Origin of the sequence: Streptosporangium sp. OZ121, assembly GCF_051918885.1 — a bacterium.
Classification (GTDB): Bacteria; Actinomycetota; Actinomycetes; order Streptosporangiales; family Streptosporangiaceae; genus Streptosporangium.
This window is the reverse complement of sequence record NZ_JBPXMC010000019.1, coordinates 1-16,588: the sequence shown is the minus strand read 5'-3', so window position 1 is coordinate 16,588 and position 16,588 is coordinate 1. Positions and strand designations below refer to the sequence as shown.

At 69.8% G+C, this 16,588-nt stretch carries 10 protein-coding genes and 1 rRNA gene; 4 read left to right on the top strand and 7 right to left on the bottom strand.

Annotated features, from left to right (window positions below; all coding sequences use genetic code 11):
* Positions 1-139 precede the first annotated feature (139 nt).
* The 4 genes from ACTOQ1_RS28335 to ACTOQ1_RS28320 form a co-directional block, all read right to left on the bottom strand.
* Complete coding sequence (locus tag ACTOQ1_RS28335; protein ID WP_440071024.1) at positions 140-1,402, bottom strand: ABC transporter substrate-binding protein; 1,263 nt, start codon at positions 1,400-1,402, stop codon at positions 140-142.
* Between the two features lie 183 nt (positions 1,403-1,585).
* Positions 1,586-3,091 (bottom strand): CoA-acylating methylmalonate-semialdehyde dehydrogenase, encoded by a 1,506-nt coding sequence (locus ACTOQ1_RS28330; protein WP_440071023.1) that lies wholly within the window; start codon positions 3,089-3,091, stop codon positions 1,586-1,588.
* Positions 3,088-4,386, bottom strand: coding sequence for an aspartate aminotransferase family protein (locus tag ACTOQ1_RS28325; RefSeq protein WP_440071022.1), 1,299 nt, complete (start codon positions 4,384-4,386; stop codon positions 3,088-3,090). Before ACTOQ1_RS28325 ends, ACTOQ1_RS28330 begins: the two co-directional genes overlap by 4 nt.
* Positions 4,387-4,608: 222 nt before the next feature.
* A complete protein-coding gene (locus tag ACTOQ1_RS28320; RefSeq protein WP_440071021.1) occupies positions 4,609-6,138 on the bottom strand; it encodes an MFS transporter in 1,530 nt (509 codons plus the stop codon).
* 54 nt (positions 6,139-6,192) lie between these two features.
* Between ACTOQ1_RS28320 and ACTOQ1_RS28315 the strand changes: the two genes are divergently transcribed.
* Complete coding sequence (locus tag ACTOQ1_RS28315) at positions 6,193-7,011, top strand: TetR/AcrR family transcriptional regulator (RefSeq protein ID WP_440071020.1); 819 nt, start codon at positions 6,193-6,195, stop codon at positions 7,009-7,011.
* A gap of 58 nt (positions 7,012-7,069) precedes the next feature.
* Here the strand turns inward: ACTOQ1_RS28315 and ACTOQ1_RS28310 are convergent, their stop codons facing one another.
* The gene (locus ACTOQ1_RS28310; protein WP_440071019.1) at positions 7,070-11,587 is read right to left on the bottom strand and encodes a HAMP domain-containing protein; all 4,518 of its coding nucleotides are present in this window, start codon (positions 11,585-11,587) and stop codon (positions 7,070-7,072) included.
* Between the two features lie 179 nt (positions 11,588-11,766).
* Between ACTOQ1_RS28310 and ACTOQ1_RS28305 the strand changes: the two genes are divergently transcribed.
* Both ACTOQ1_RS28305 and ACTOQ1_RS28300 read left to right on the top strand, forming a co-directional pair.
* On the top strand, positions 11,767-13,392 hold the full coding sequence (locus tag ACTOQ1_RS28305; RefSeq protein WP_440071018.1) for a PucR family transcriptional regulator: 1,626 nt from the start codon (positions 11,767-11,769) through the stop codon (positions 13,390-13,392).
* Between the two features lie 9 nt (positions 13,393-13,401).
* On the top strand, positions 13,402-13,797 hold the full coding sequence (locus tag ACTOQ1_RS28300) for a cupin domain-containing protein (protein ID WP_440071017.1): 396 nt from the start codon (positions 13,402-13,404) through the stop codon (positions 13,795-13,797).
* Positions 13,798-13,932: 135 nt separating this feature from the next.
* Here the strand turns inward: ACTOQ1_RS28300 and ACTOQ1_RS28295 are convergent, their stop codons facing one another.
* Positions 13,933-14,070 (bottom strand): hypothetical protein, encoded by a 138-nt coding sequence (locus ACTOQ1_RS28295; protein ID WP_362851263.1) that lies wholly within the window; start codon positions 14,068-14,070, stop codon positions 13,933-13,935.
* Between the two features lie 542 nt (positions 14,071-14,612).
* Here ACTOQ1_RS28295 and ACTOQ1_RS28290 point away from each other — a divergent pair.
* Entirely contained in the window at positions 14,613-15,860 is a 1,248-nt protein-coding gene (locus ACTOQ1_RS28290) for a phosphodiester glycosidase family protein (protein ID WP_440071016.1), read from the top strand.
* Between the two features lie 407 nt (positions 15,861-16,267).
* Here ACTOQ1_RS28290 and rrf read toward each other — a convergent pair.
* A 5S ribosomal RNA gene (gene rrf / locus ACTOQ1_RS28285) occupies positions 16,268-16,384 on the bottom strand.
* Positions 16,385-16,588 lie beyond the last annotated feature (204 nt).

Below are 16,588 nucleotides of genomic sequence, written 5' to 3'. Positions count from 1 at the left end.
AAAGCGTGGCCATACGCGAGACATTCGGACATGCCAGAGGAAGGACCCCGCGAGGAAGGGGACGGGCCCAGGACCCGTCAGGCTCCAATCCGGCCCCGCCGAAACCTGATCTGTCAGGCTCGGCCCCGAGGGGAACCGGTCACTTCACGAGCTGCTTCCAGCGCTCCACCCAGTCGGCGTAGTCGGTGCATTCCCCGCTCCGGCCCCCGCAATCGCGCGTCGGGCGGGTGGCGAAGCGGACGTCGCGCAGCCACCGGCTGTCACGCACGCGGTAGATCTCGCACATCCGGCGGGCGTGCCCGCCGCACGCCTCCGGGTTGGCCGGGGCGAGCCCGGTCCAGGCCGCGGCGGGGCGCTGCGCCGACGCCGAACTCATCCAGTTCAGCCACCGGTAGGCGCAGTTCGGGCTGGCGGGCCTGGCCGCGAGCATCCACGCGTCGGCCCACCCGGTCACCGGCGCCTCCGACGCCTTCATCGGCCGGCCCGCGCGCCGGAAGAGGTCCAGGTGGTACGGGAGGGCCTGGGCGATCCGCACCGGCCCCGCCGACAGGGCTCTCACCAGCTCCAGGGAGCTGTCCCAGTAGACCCGGTCGGGACCGGCGTCCTCGGCGAGGAGCTTCACGGCGGCGTCGAGCTGGGCGGGGGTGAGCTGGAACGGATCCTCGATCCCCAGCTCCGGACGCGTCCCGCCGAGGGCGAGCGCGGCGTCGGCGATGCTCAGCGGACTGTTCCTGATCGCCGCCGGAGCCGCTCCGTAGAGCGCCGACGGTTCCTTGGGCCCGCCCTCCTCGTGGACCACCTGGTTGACCCCCCACAGGTAGGGGATCCCGTAGACCCTGCCGTCCACGCGCAGGCCGGGCAGCTCGCGCAGGCGCTTGGGGATGTGCTTGTAGCCCGCGACCAGCGCCGTGTCCAGCGGCGCCACCTTCCCCCGCGCCACCAGCTCACCGGCCAGGTCGGGGGCGGGCGAGACGGCGTCGTAGGAGCCCGCGGCGAATCTGGCGGCCATCTCCTCGCTCGTACGGACCCGGTCGAGCTTGACGACGCATCCGGTCTCCTGCTCGAAGGGGGCGAGCCAGTTGGCCCGCGAGCTGGTCCCGCCGTACTCGACGTACCCCTGGAAGGTCAGCACCTGGAGCGTGCCCTCGCCCTTGCCGATGGACGCCGACGGTGTCGGTGCGGGGGTCGGTGCCGGTGTGGGTGTCGAGCCGGGGGCCGCGCCGGACCCGGAGGTGGGCGTCTCGGCGGGCGTCACGGGTGTGGCGGAGGGCGAGGGGCCGCGCGCCGGCCCGGCCACGCTCACGGCTCCCGCCTGGGCGCAGGCGGCGAGCGCCAGCCCTCCCGCTCCCAGCAGCGCTCCGAGACGCGCCCGGCGGAGCCTGTCCCTGCCCACGAGGCCCACGAGGTTTCCTCCCGACGTCGCCACCGATCTGCCCGGGAGCCTACCGGCCCTCCCCCGCCCCGGGGGTCCGTGGACGCGCGGAATCCGCACGCCGCACCGGAGGAGCCGGAGATTCCGGAAAAAGGCCGGAGAATACGCGAGCCCGCGCCCCGGCAGGAGGGGCGCGGGCTCGCGGTCCGGAGATTACCCGTTGGTCGGGAAGCCGAGGTTGACGCCGCCGTGGCTCGGGTCGAGCCATCGGGAGGTGACGACCTTGCCCCGGGTGTAGAAGTGCACGCCCTCGGTGCCGTGGACGTGGGTGTCACCGAAGAGCGAGGACTTCCAGCCGCCGAAGCTGTAGAAGGCCATCGGCACCGGGATCGGCACGTTGATGCCGATCATGCCGACCTCCACCTCGTTCTGGAAGCGCCGGGCCGCGCCGCCGTCGTTGGTGAAGACCGCGGTGCCGTTGCCGAACTCGCCGCCGTTGATCAGCTCCAGACCCTCCTCGTACGAGGAGACGCGGACGATCGCCAGAACCGGGCCGAAGATCTCCTCCCGGTGGACCCGGGAACCGGCGGGCACGTGGTCGAGGACCGTGGGCCCCAGCCAGAAGCCGGGGGTCTCCTGGGCGGCGCCGCCGCCCAGGACGGGGGTCAGCCGGCCGTCCACGACGAGCTTCGCGCCCTCGGAGACGCCCAGGTCGAGGTAGGAGACGACCTTGTCGCGGTGGGCCCCGGTGACGAGGGGGCCCATCTGGGAGGAGGGGTCGTCGCCGGGGCCGACGGTCAGCGCGGAGACCCGGGAGACGATCCTGTCGACCAGCTCGTCCCCGACCGGGTCCACGGCCAGCACCACGGAGATCGCCATGCAGCGCTCCCCCGCCGAACCGAAACCGGCCGACACCGCGGCGTCGGCGACGAGGTCGAGGTCGGCGTCGGGCAGGACCAGCATGTGGTTCTTGGCGCCGCCGAGCGCCTGGACCCGCTTGCCGTGGGCGGTGCCGGTCTCGTAGACGTACCTGGCGATGGGCGTGGACCCGACGAACGAGACCGCGCGCACGTCCGGGTGCTCCAGCAGCCGGTCCACCGCCACCTTGTCACCCTGGACGACGCCGAAGACGCCGTCGGGCAGCCCGGCCTCCTTCCAGAGCGAGGCCATCAGCAGCGACGCCGAGGGGTCCTTCTCCGACGGCTTGAGGACGAAGGCGTTGCCCGCGGCGATCGCGATCGGGAACATCCACATCGGCACCATGGCCGGGAAGTTGAACGGGGTGATCCCGGCGACGACGCCCAGCGGCTGCCGGATCGAGTAGGAGTCGACCCGGGTGGAGACGCCCTCGGAGAAGCCGCCCTTGAGCAGGTGCGGGATGCCGCAGGCGAACTCCACGACCTCCAGGCCCCTGGCGACCTCGCCCAGCGCGTCGGAGTGGACCTTGCCGTGCTCCTCCGAGATGAGGCGGGCGAGCTCGTCGCGGTTGGCGTACATCAGCTCGCGGAAGCGGAACAGCACCTGCGAGCGCTTGACCAGCGAGGCGTCCCGCCACGCGGGCCAGGCCGCGGCGGCGGCGGCCACGGCCGCGTCGACCTCGTCCACGGACGCGAGGTGAACCCGCCCGGAGACCTCTCCCGTCGCGGGGTCGAAGATCTCGGAGGTGCGGCCGGAGCCCTCTACGGGGCCGCCGCCGATCCAGTGGGTGACGTTCTTCACGAGGCGACCTCGGCGTTGATGGTTTCGAGCGCGCTGACGATGATCCCGAGTCCCTCGGCGGCCTCGTCGAGGGTGAGGGTGAGCGGCGGGGCCATCCGGAGCACGTTGCCCTTCAGGCCGCCCTTGCCCGCGAGCAGGCCGGACTTCCTGGTCTCCTCCATGAACCGGGCGGCGAGGGCCGGTGAGGGCTCGCCGGTCGCCGGGTCGACCAGCTCGACGGCGAACATCAGGCCCTTGCCGCGGACGTCGCCGACGACCGGCAGGCGCGGCGCGGCCCCGCGCAGCCCGTCGATGATCAGGGCGCCGGTCCTGGCGGCGTTCGCCTGCAGGTCGTGGTCGAGGACGTAGTCCAGGGTGGCGTTGGCGGCGGCCATGGAGATCGGGTTGCCGCCGAAGGTGGCCAGCCCGACCGCGTGGAGGTTGTCCATCAGGTCGCCGCGGGCGACGACGCCTCCCACCGCGAAGCCGTTGCCCAGCCCCTTGGCGAAGGTCATCATGTCGGGCGTGACGCCGTGGTTCTGGATGCCGAAGAAGGCCGAGCCGGTGCGCCCCCAGCCGGTCTGCACCTCGTCCGAGACGAACAGGATGCCCTCGGCGTCGAGGACCTCCTTGTAGGCGGCGAACAGCCCGTCGGGGGGCATGGTGAAGCCGCCCACCCCCTGGATCGGCTCGGCGATCAGTGCCGCCACGTCGCCGGCGACGGCCGTGGAGAGCACGTGGCGCAGGTCGTCGACGCAGGCCGCGATGTAGCCGTCGTCGGACAGGCCGCGGAACTGGGCGAGGTGCCGGTCGGCGCCGTGCAGGAAGTGCACGTTCAGCGGCGACAGCGAGTTGTTCTTCCACGCGCGGTTGCTCGTGACGCTGACCGCCCCGAAGGAGCGGCCGTGGTAGCTCTGCCGCATGGCGAGCACCTGGTCGGACCTGCGCGCGTAGGTCGCCAGCAGCAGCGCGGTCTCGTTGGCCTCGGTGCCGGAGTTGGTGAAGAAGACCTTCGCGTCCGGGATGCCGGAGAGCCTGGCGATCTTCTCGGCCAGCTCGACCTGGCCGCGCAGCAGGTAGACCGTGGAGGTGTGCACCACGCCGGTGGCGATCTGCCGCTCGACGGCCTCCCGCACCTCGGGCACGTCGTACCCGATCATGTTGGTCAGGATCCCCGCGAAGAAGTCGAGGTAACTCTTGCCCGACGCGTCGACGACGCGGTTTCCCTTGCCCGAGACGATCTCGATGGGCTCGTCGTAGTAAAGGGCCAGCCAGTTGGGCATTACCGCGCGATGGCGCGCAAGGAGGTCCGACATACATCGAGTATCACCTCTCGATGCCACCGCTCATACCTGCAACATGTCGGGATGTTCGCGTCTAACCCATCACACTGTCAGGTCCCGCCGTCCGGGCTTCACGGCCGGACCCCGGGCATCGACAGCCCTCGGGTACGGCCGCGACGCGCCGGTGGCCGGCCCGCCAGGGCGGGTACGGCCACCGGTGAGCGAACGCACGGGATCGACGGACCGGGAAACCTCTCAGCTCTCCGCTTTCACCAAGTCCGTGTCCGAACCGGCCCCGGCCCCGGGCCCGGGCGCGGGTGCGGGTGCGGAGCGCAGCACCAGGAACGCCAGCGTGGCGGCGGCGAGGGTGAAGCCGACTCCCACCCAGGAGCCGAACGACATGGCCGAGACGAACGCCTCGCGCGCGGTCCCGATCAGCCCCGCGTCCCCCAGCCGCAGCGCCTCACCGATCGACTCGCGTGCGGCGGCCGGGGCGTCGGCGGGCATCGACGAGGTGTAGACCCCGGCCAGCACGCTGCCGAGCACGGCGATGCTCAGCGCCATGCCGACCTGCTGGACGGTGTCGTTGAGCGCCGACCCGACACCTGCGTGCGCTGGCGGCACCGCTCCCATCAGCGTCGCGTAGGCCGCGGGGCCCGCCAGGCCGCCACCGATCCCCATGAGCATCAGACCGGTGATCAGCAGGCCGTACCCGGTGTCGGCGGTCATGAAGGCGAGCACCCCGAAACCGCCGGCCATCACGGCGAGACCGACGGCGACCAGCACCCGGTTGCTGACCTTCTGCCCCAGCCCGGCGCCGACCCCGTTGAACAGCGCGGCGGCCACGGCGTACGGCAGCAGCGCGAGACCGGCCTGCATGGGGCCGTAGCCCAGCACGAACTGCAGGTACTGGGTGAGCATCAGCAGCAGCGCGCCCGTGCCGAACGACATCAGCACGATCGAGAACGACGCCCCGCTGAAGTTCCGGTTGCGGAACAGTTCGAGCGGGAGCATCGGGTGCTCCGATTTCAGCTCCCAGATCACGAAGGCCGTCAGCGCGGCCACCGCCACCCCGGCGGCGACCAGCGACTCCGCCGAGGTCCAGCCCGCGGTCGGCGCGGAGATGACCACGTAGACCAGGGCGCTCATGCCGGCCGTGGACAGCACCACGCCGGCCGGGTCGAGCCTTCTCGCCGGGCCACGCGACTCGGGCATCAGCAGCGCCGCCGCGATCACGGCGACGACCGCGACCGGCACGTTGAGCAGGAAGATCGACCCCCACCAGTAGTGTTCGAGCAGGAAGCCGCCCAGCGTCGGACCGGCGATCACGCCGACCATCGCCACCGCGCTCCACGCGGCGATCGCCTTGCGGCGCTCCTCCTCGTCGAAGACGGTGATCAGGATCGACAGGGTGCTCGGCATCAGGATGGAGCCGCCGACGCCCATCAGCGCGCGGGCGCCGATCAGGTGCCAGGGCTCGGTGACCAGCACCGCGAGCAGCGAGGCGCCGCCGAACAGCACCAGGCCGATGATCAGGAAGCGCTTGCGGCCGTAGCGGTCCGACAGGCTGCCCGAGGTGAGCAGCAACCCGGCGAAGACCAGGACGTAGGCATCGATGATCCACTGGATGTCCGACGGGCTGGCCCCCAGGTCGACCATGAGGGCGGGGATCGCCAGGTTCAGGACGGTGTTGTCCACCACGAGGACCAGCAGACTAAGGCAGAGCACTCCGAGGATCCACCAGCGCCTCGGATCGCGTTCGACTCGTACAGTGTTCGATTCCACTCGCACACTGTACGATAACCTCGAACAGCGTGCCAGCGGATTTATGCTTGAACGGTGAAAGAGCACTTCAGCTCCGTCTGGACGCGCGAGCAGCGCACCGCGAAAAGCCCCACCCTCAGCCGCGCGCAGATCGTGCGCGCGGCGATGGAACTGCTCGACGCCGAGGGGCTGGACGCGCTGAGCATGCGCCGCCTGGGCGCCAGGCTCGGCTCGGGGACGACCAGCGTCTACTGGCACGTGGCCAACAAGGACGAGCTGCTCGAGCTGGTCCTCGACGAGGTCTACGGCGAGTTCACCGTCCTGAACGTCCAGGAGACCACCTGGCGCAACGCCGCCTCCTCCTTCGCGTACGGCATCCGCCAGGCGCTCTTCAGACACCCCTGGGTCATCAGTTTCATCGGGACGACCCCCGCCATCGGCCCCAACGCGATGCGGATGATGAGCGGCCTCGTCGCCACCTTCGACCACGCGGGGTTCCGCGGCCTCGACCAGGACTACGCCGCCTCGACGCTCATGGCCTACGTGCTCGGGATCACCGCGCCCGAACTCTCCTGGCGGTCCATGCTTGACCGGACGGGCCTCACCTCCAACGAGCTGAACGAGTCCATCCAGCCCATGGTGGAGAAGGCCGCCGCCGATCATCCGGAGCTGGCCGCCCGCTACGCCGAGTTCAGGTGCATGGACGTCGACACCACGAGGGCGCTCAACTTCGATTTCGGCCTGACCTGCCTCCTCGACGGCCTGGAGGCCCGCCTGAACCGCGCCGCGTCACCTCCGGCGTCGCGGGGCCGCCCGGAGCCGGGCACCCCGGAGCCGGGCAGCCCCGCCGCCGGGGACGAGGCCGGCAGTGCCCCCGGGGGACACCGGGGGTGAACCCGGGGGACGCCGGGCGCCAGGGGACGCCGACGGTACGCGGGACGCCGCCCTCGCCCTAGATCTCCAGCCACCGCTGGATGCGGCGGAGCAGCTCCTGGGCGTCGACGGGTTTGGTGACGTAGTCACTGGCCCCCGCGGACAGGGTCTTCTCCCGGTCTCCCTGCATGGCCTTGGCGGTCACCGCGATGATCGGCAGATCCGCGAAGTCGGCCATCTTGCGGATGGCGGCGGTCGCGGCGTAGCCGTCCATCTCCGGCATCATGATGTCCATCAGGACCAGGTCGATGTCCTCGTTGCGCGACAGGATCTCGATGCCCTTGCGGCCGTTCTCCGCGTAGAGGACCTGCATGCCGTGCAGCTCCAGGATGTTGGTGAGCGCGAAGACGTTGCGGACGTCGTCGTCGATGACCAGGACCTTCCTGTCCACCAGCACGGCGTCCACCTCCTCCACCGGCTGCGGCCGCTCGTCGGGGCTGGCCTGCACCAGGGGCAGCACGTCACCGGGCTCCGGCGCGGACAGGTGCAGGGTGATGCGCTCGCGCAGCTCGTCGAGGCTGGGCAGGCGCTCCAGCGGCTGGGTGTTGGACCGCCCCTTGAGGAGGTTCTCCTGCGGCCGGGTGAGCGTGCGGGTGTGGTGGGCGAGCACCGGCAGCCCGCGCAGCGCCGGGTCGTCGTCCAGCATGCGCAGGAAGTCGGCCGCCCCGTCCTGGCGCATGCCCAGGTCGAGCACGATGCAGTGGTGGTCGTCCGCGGCCAGGATCTCCAGGGCGGAGACCGGGTCGTTGGCGGTCGACACCTGGACGGGACCGTGCGTCTCGGGCAGGTCGGCCACGACGCTCTCGGCCAGCTGCGAGAGCAGCCCGTTGGGGCGGGACTCCACGACGAGCAGGCGCCGCCCCTCCGCCCCGGGGAATCTCTCGAGAGGCACGGCCGCCGGCGCGGGATGCGCCGGCGGGACCGGGGCGGACGCGGCGCCGAGGTCGCCTCCGGTGCGCGCGCGGGCGGCTGCCGGGGTGAGGGCGGCGATCGGCAGGTAGAGGCTGAAGGTGCTGCCGGAGCCCAGGGCGCTGACCGCCCGGATCTCGCCGTTGAAGAGCGCGGCGATCTCGCGGCTGATGGACAGCCCCAGCCCGGTGCCGCCGTACTTGCGGCTGGTCGTGCCGTCGGCCTGCTGGAAGGCGTCGAAGATCTGGGAGAGGTTCTCCTCGGCGATGCCGATGCCGGTGTCGACGACCTGGAAGGCGAGCGCCTCCTGCCCGTACGCCCCCGGCAGGTTCATCGTGCCCACCCGCTCGATGCGGAGCTCCACCGAGCCCTTCTCGGTGAACTTCACCGCGTTGGAGAGCAGGTTCCGCAGCACCTGCCTGAGCCGCTGCTCGTCCATGAGCAGTTCCTCGGGCACGTCGGGGGCGACCACGACGTCGAACCGCAGCCCCTTCTCCGTGGTCAGCGGGCGGAAGGTGGCCTCGACGTAGTCCAGGAGCTGGCGCAGCGGCAGCGGCTCCAGGCTGATGTTCATCTTGCCCGCCTCGATCTTCGACAGGTCGAGGATGTCGTTGATCAGCTGGAGCAGGTCGGTGCCCGCCGAGTGGATGACGTTGGCGTACTCCACCTGCTTGGCGGTGAGGTTGCGGGCCGGGTTCTGTGCCAGCAGCTGGGCCAGGATGAGCAGCGAGTTGAGCGGGGTGCGCAGCTCGTGGCTCATGTTGGCCAGGAACTCGCTCTTGTACTTGGAGGCCAGCGCGAGCTGCTTGGCCCGGTCCTCCAGCTCCTGCCGCGCCTGCTCGATCTCCCTGTTCTTCGTCTCGATGTCGTGGTTCTGCCGGACCAGCAGCTCCGCCTTCTCCTCCAGCTCGGCGTTGGAGCGCTGCAGCTCCTCCTGCCCGACCTGGAGCTCGGTCGCGAGGCGCTGCGACTCGGTGAGCAGGGAGTCGGTACGGGCGTTGGCGACGATCGTGTTGACGTTGACGCCGATGGTCTCCACCAGCTGCTCCAGGAAGGCCCGGTGCACCTGGGTGAAGCGGTTGAGACTGGCCAGCTCGATCACCCCGAGGACCTGGTCCTCGACGATGATCGGCAGCACGATGAGGTTGACCGGGCCGGCCGCTCCCAGGCTCGAGGAGACGGTGATGTATCCGGCGGCGATGTCCTCGACCAGGATGGACCGCTTGGCCACGGCGGCCTGTCCCACCAGCGAGTCCCCGAAGAAGTGGCGGCGGGCGGTCTCCCGGTGGCCGTAGCAGCCGACCACCCGCAGCTCCGAGCCGTCCGGCTTCTCCTCCGCGAGCAGGAACGTGCCGTGCTGGGCGGAGACCAGCGGGGCCAGCTCGTTCATCACCAGCTCTGCCACGACGGCGAGGTCGCGGTGGCCCTGCATCAGCCCGGAGATGCGGGCCAGGTTCGACTTGAGCCAGTCCTGCTCCTGGTTGGCCAGGGTGGTCTCGCGCAGCGACTTCACCATGGAGTTGATGTTGTCCTTGAGCTCGGCCACCTCGCCCGAGGCGTCGACGGTGATCGAGCGGGTGAGGTCGCCCGAGGTCACCGCGCTGGTCACCTCGGCGATCGCGCGCACCTGGCGGGTCAGGTTTCCGGCCAGCTCGTTGACGTTCTCCGTCAGCCGCTTCCAGGTGCCGGACACGCCCTCGACCTCGGCCTGCCCGCCCAGCCGCCCCTCGCTGCCGACCTCGCGGGCCACCCGGGTGACCTCCGCGGCGAACGACGACAGCTGGTCGACCATCGTGTTGATGGTGGTCTTCAGCTCCAGGATCTCGCCCCGGGCGTCCACGTCGATCTTCTTGGTCAGGTCGCCCTGCGCGACCGCCGTGGTGACCTGCGCGATGTTGCGCACCTGGTTGGTCAGGTTGTTGGCCATCGAGTTGACGTTGTCGGTGAGGTCCTTCCAGGTGCCGGCCACGTTGGGCACGCGGGCCTGGCCGCCCAGCTCGCCCTCGGTGCCGACCTCGCGGGCGACCCGGGTCACCTCGTCGGCGAACGCGCTCAGCGTGTCGACCATGGTGTTGATGGTCTGGGCGAGCGCGGCGACCTCGCCCTTCGCCTCAACGGTGATCTTCTGCGACAGGTCGCCGCGGGCGACCGCCGTGGTGACCTGCGCGATGCTGCGCACCTGGCTGGTCAGGTTGTTGGCCATCGAGTTGACGTTGTCGGTGAGGTCCTTCCACGTACCGGAGACCCCTCGCACGGTGGCCTGGCCGCCGAGGTTGCCCTCGGTGCCCACCTCGCGGGCCACCCGCGTCACCTCGTCGGCGAAGGCCGAGAGCTGGTCGACCATCGTGTTGATGGTCTCCTTCAACTCCATGATCTCGCCGCGGGCGTCGACCCGGATCTTCTGCGACAGGTCGCCCTTGGCCACCGCCGTGGTGACCTGCGCGATGCTGCGCACCTGGGCGGTGAGGTTGTCGGCCATCACGTTCACCGACTCGGTCAGCGCCTTCCAGGTGCCCGATACGCCCTTGACGTCGGCCTGCCCGCCCAGCCTGCCGTCGGTGCCCACCTCGCGGGCCACCCGCGTCACCTCGTCGGCGAACGACGACAGCTGGTCCACCATCGTGTTCAGCGTGTTCTTCAGCTCCAGGATCTCACCCCGCGCCGAGACCGTGATCTTCTGCGACAGGTCGCCGCGGGCGACGGCGGTGGCCACCTGCGAGATGTTGCGCACCTGGTCGGTGAGGTTGCCCGCCATGTAGTTGACGGAGTCGGTGAGGTCACGCCAGGTGCCCGATACGCCCTTGACGTCGGCCTGCCCGCCCAGCCTCCCGTCGGTGCCCACCTCGCGGGCCACCCGCGTCACCTCGTCGGCGAACGACGACAGCTGGTCCACCATCGTGTTGATGGTGTTCTTCAGCTCCAGGATCTCACCCCGGGCGTCCACGGTGATCTTCTGCGACAGGTCGCCTTTCGCCACCGCCGTGGTGACCTGCGCGATGCTGCGCACCTGGTCGGTGAGGTTGCCCGCCATGAAGTTGACGGAGTCGGTGAGGTCACGCCAGGTGCCGGCGACGCCGGTCACCTCCGCCTGCCCGCCCAGCCTGCCCTCGGTGCCCACCTCGCGGGCCACCCGCGTCACCTCGTCGGCGAACGACGACAGCTGGTCCACCATCGTGTTCAGCGTGTTCTTCAGCTCCAGGATCTCACCGCGCACGTCCACGGTGATCTTCTGCGACAGGTCGCCGGTGGCGACCGCGGTCGCGACCTGGGCGATGTCGCGCACCTGGTCGGTGAGGTTGCCCGCCATGGCGTTCACCGAGTCGGTGAGGTCCTTCCAGGTGCCCGAGACGCCCGGCACCTCGGCCTGCCCGCCCAGCTGCCCCTCGGTGCCCACCTCGCGGGCCACCCGGGTCACCTCGGAGGTGAACAGCGACAGCTGGTCCACCATCCCGTTGAAGACGGTGGCGATCTCCTGCAGCAGCCCGTCGCCGTCCTCGGGCAGATGCGTGCCGAAGTCTCCGTCGCGCACCGCGGTCAGGCCCGCCAGGAGCTGCCGAAGATCGAGCTCCTCCACGTCTGAAGCGCCCTTCGTGGCCCTGCTCCGCACCGTGCCGGCGGTCTCAACCATGTCCACCCTCGCGCCCTCGGCCGTAAAAGGTGAGGTAATCCTAGGCGGGCGAAAAGCGAGCGGGAAACGGGGAAACGGGGACATACGGGCGAGAAGGCAGCCGGGAAACGGGCAGGGAGCAAACAGGCTGTAAAGTACATGCCACTCGCGCTTACACGCTGATCGGATATTCTTGGCGGGTGCTCCCTACTGTCGCCGACGTCCTCGCTCTGGACACCGTCCGCCGGGGCAATCCGCGGGTCGTGGCGGGAGCCGACCGGCTGGACAGCCGGGTGCGCTGGGTGCACGTGGGCGAGGTCACCGACATCGCGCACCTGCTGCGCGGCGGCGAGCTCGTGCTCACCACCGGCATAGCGCTGCCCGACGACCCCGGCAAGCTGGCCGACTACATCGCCGAGCTGGTCTCCGTGGGCGCGTCGGGGCTGATCGTGGAGCTGGGCCGCAAGTTCATCGGCGAGTTGCCCGGCGCCGTGGTCCGCGCCGCCGAGGATCACGGCCTTCCCCTGGTCACCCTGGCCAGGGAGACACCGTTCGTGCAGATCACCGAGTCGGTGCACGCCCGGATCATCGACGCCCAGCTGGAGGAGCTCCGCGCCTCCGAGCAGCTGCACGAGGTCTTCACCGAGCTGTCGGTCGAGGGCGCCTCCCCCGCGGAGGTCCTCGGCCAGGTCACCCGGCTGTCCGGCTACCCGGCGCTGCTGGAGAACCTCGCGCACCAGGTGCTGGCCTGCGAGACCGCCGGGCGCGACACCGGATCGCTGCTGGCGGGCTGGGAGACCCGCTCCCGCGCGGTCGCCCCCGACCTGCGCACCGCCTACGACGCGGCCTCCGGCTGGCTGGTCACCATGGTCGGCGCGCGGGGCCAGGACTGGGGCCGCCTGATCCTGCTCTGCGACACGGAGCCGGGGCCGCGCGACATCGTGCTCGCCGAGCGCGCCGCGACCACTCTCGCCCTGGGCCGCCTGCTGGAGCGCCACCAGGAGTCACTGGAACGCCAGGCGCACGGCACGATCATCACCGGCATCCTGACCCACGCGTACGCCGACCCCGAGGAGGCCGCGGCGCGCGCCCGCGCGGTCGGTGTGCCGCTCACCGGCCGCAAGCTCGTCAGCGTGGTGCTCCGCCTGGCCGAGCCGTCGGAGAACATGCCGGACGGCCAGGAACAGCTCGCCCAGCTGGGCGAGCTGGCGGACGCGGCCTCCGCGGCCTGCCGCGAGGCCCGCCTTCCCGCCCTGATCGGCGCGCTGGACCAGAACCGGGTCGGCGTCCTGCTCCCCCTGCCGCCGCGCGTCCTGCCCGAGTCCGCGCTGACCACGCTCTCCGACCACCTGCGCGTCGCCTTCACGACCCCCTTCGTCCTCGCCGCCGGCTCCGTGGTCGAGTCGGTCCGCGACGTGCGGAGGAGTTTCCTGGAGGCCGAGCAGGTCGCCGACGTCGCCGTCAGGCAGCCCGACGGCCGCCCCTTCTACCGGCTGCCCGACCTCCGCCTGAGGGGCCTGCTCCATCTTCTGCGCGACGACGCCCGGCTGCAGACCTTCGCCGAGCGCGAGCTCGGCCCGCTGCTCGCCCACGACGCCCAGCGCGGCGGCGATCTCACCAGGATCCTGCGGGTCTATCTCGACGCGGGCCGTAACAAGGCCGTCGCCGCCCAGCGGGCCCACCTGTCCCGGCCCGCCTTCTACGACCGCCTCCGTAGGCTGGAGCGCGTCCTCGACACCGATCTGGACGATGTCGAATCCTGTCTCTCCCTCCATGTCGCCCTCCTGGCGCTGGAGTCCTTCCGAAGAGACAGTCCCCGTTCCTGAAAGGCCCCCATGACCGAGATCTTCGTCCCCGAGACCGCCGATCTGTCCCGGATGGTCACCGCCGCCGGGGCGTTCTCCGTCCCCACCGACGAGGTACGGCTGTCACCCGGCGAGCTGGAGCCCCACCAGATCCTGGCGGGCTCCCCGCGCGTCTCGTCGATCGAGCTGTGGTCCTCGCCGGACGGTAAGCAAAGCCGGGGCATCTGGGAGATCACGCCGGGCACGGTGATCGATGTGGAACGTGACGAGATGTTCGTGGTCCTGTCCGGTCGCGCCACGCTGGAGGTCGACGGCGGCGCCACCCTGGAGCTCGTCCCCGGGTCGGTCTGCCTGCTCGCCGAAGGTGCCAAGACCGTCTGGATCGTCCACGAGACCCTGCGCAAGGTGTATCACTGCGTGGGCTGACCCGCATCGGCGACCCGGGTCGTACGGCGCCTCGACGCCGTACGACCCGCGGGTGTCCGGGCTTCCCCGCGACCGGACCCGCCTGAATCGATGGTGTCCGGTTAACCGTGGTGTCCGGTTAACCGTGGTGTCCGGTTAACCGTGTCTGTCGGACGCGGTGTCCATGTGGACGTGGTCGACGGGATCGTCCGCGCAGATGTGGAGATCCCAGCGGCGCGGACGCGTCAGGATCGCTCCGAGGATGACACCGAGGAACACACTTGCGGTGATCACGATGAGAACGCTCAGCCCCATGACGGCTGCCTCTCGTAAAGATGTGCCGCTTGATCTGAGGAAATGCGGCCTACCGCACCGTAGCGCCGCTTTCCCGCCCGCGTGGCGAAACATCAAGGGACTAATCCTTATTGACCAGGCCTATCAGCCCATTGACCAGGCCCATTGACCTGGCCGAGGCCTTTTCGGCGCTCCCCTCCGGCTACACGGCCTCGCGTGAGTAATGACACTTTCTTGGGATGTTTCGCGTGTTTCGCTCCCCTGCACCCATGGATCTCGGCACGATGGTGCACGAAGTCGGAGACCAACGGGGAGAGATGCACATGTCGCGACACCTTGTCGCTGGATTGACGGCCCTGACACTCACCGCCGTGGCGATTCCCGCCGCGGCGGAGCAGGCGAGTTCGGGGTTTCCCTCCTCCGCGTTCCCGCTGGGCGTGAGCATGGCCCCGGTGAAGAACCAGCAGAGCGTGGCGCCAGGAATTACCCTTTTCAGGGTGAAACACGGCAAATCTACCCAAGGATGGACAGTTTCCGCTCTCATGCCCAACGGGCATGATGCCGGTTCCCTTGTCACCGCACAGACGGTGGCCCAGGCGGTGGAGGCCGCGGGATTCACTCCCGAGATCCTGAAGGTCGTGCAGCCCGCCGCCTCGGACGCGCCCGCCGTGGAGCGTTACATGGTCCGGACCGGTCTCTGGTCGTTCGGCCAGCGGGCCAAGGCCGACAAGGTCGTGAAGGAGCTCAAGGAGTTCGACGTCCGGGCCAAGACCGACTATCTCGGCGACGACGGCACCGAGACCACCGGCCCCTGGGACATGCGCGTGCTGATGGTCAACCCGAAGGTGTTCAGGGGGTCCTTCAAGACGAGCGTCGGCAAGAGCGTGGCCAAGCGCGAGAGCACCAGCTCGATGTCGAAGCTGACCGGTGCCATCGCCGGGGTCAACGGCGGCTTCTTCAACATCCACACGGCCAAGGCGCTGCAGGGCGACCCGGTCGGCGTGTCCGTCGTGGGCGGCAGGCTCCTCAGCGAGGCCGTGCCCGGCCGTAGCGGTCTCGTCATCACCCAGGGCCGCAAGGCGCGGATCACCGAGCTGAAGACGACGGTCACCGCGATCTCCTCCGACGGGACGAAGACCGAGGTCAACGGCATCAACCGAGCCGCCGGAGCCGAAGAGCTCGTCCTCTACACCGAGGAGTTCGGCGGCAAGACGGCCGCCGACGGCGGCATCGAGGTCGTCGTCGACGCCGCCCAGGGCAAGGTCATCAAGGTTCGCCAGGCCGGCGGCATCGTCGCCCGGGGCACCTACCTGCTCCACGGCACCGGCCTCATGGCCGTCTGGCTCCAGGAACACGCGCAGGGAACCTGGATGAAGGTGGACAGCAAGGTCATCGACCTGCGCACCCAGCGGGCCATACCGCTCACCCCGGAGACACATGTCATGGGTGGCGGGGTCGGGCTGGTCAGGAACGGGCGGGTACGCATCACCGCGGCGGCCGACGGACACGCCTCGATCAACATGATGCTCCGGCGCCACCCGCGCACGATGGTCGGTATCGACAAGTCGGGCGGGCTGATCCTGGCCACCGTCGACGGGCGCAACCCGGGCGTCGCCGTGGGCGCCTCGATGGTGGAGGCGGCCCAGCTGATGCGGTGGCTGGGAGCCAAGCAGGCCATCAACTTCGACGGTGGCGGCTCCAGCGTGATGGTCGTCGGTCACAAGGCCGTGAACCGGCCTTCGGACGGAGCGGAGCGGACCGTGGGCGACGGTCTCTTCATCACGCCCTGACGAGGGTGATCAAACGGAGAAGCCCCGGCCCTTCTGGGCCGGGGCTTCTCCGTTGTCCGGGACTCTCATCGTCCGGGGCTCTCGTTCGTCCAGGATTCTCGTTCGTCCGGAATTCTCGTTCACAGCGCTCCCGGTTGTCGGGGTTCCCGGTTACCGGGCTCCCGATTACGAGGCCGTCTTTCCGGAACCCGGTGCGACTTCGGGAAGGCCGGTGAACTCCAGAAAGCCCCGTGAAAAGATCGCGAGAGGCCCGATTGCGAGAAGACCGTGAGCGAGTCGCGAGCAAGGCCGTGAACGGGCTGTGAGCGAGCCGCGGGTAAGGCCGTGAGGGCCTGAGCGGGCCATGAGCGGGAAGAACCCGTGAAAGCATGAAGGCCCCCACCAACGGTGGGGGCCTTCAAAAGATTGTCCGGCGGTGACCTACTCTCCCACACCGTCCCCGGTGCAGTACCATCGGCGCTGAAGAGCTTAACTTCCGGGTTCGGAATGTAACCGGGTGTTTCCCCTTCGCCATAACCGCCGTAACTCTATGAAACACACAAACACTACTGTTTGTTGTCTCAGAATTGCGTAGTGGACGCGAGCAAGACCTTGGTCTGGCGCTGCTCCGGACCCGGCGAAGGGACAGAGCGCTGCACAGACCAAGCATGTTGCTTTGTGGTCAAGTCCTCGGCCTATTAGTACTGGTCAGCTCCACACATTACTGCGCTTCCACTTCCAGCCTATCA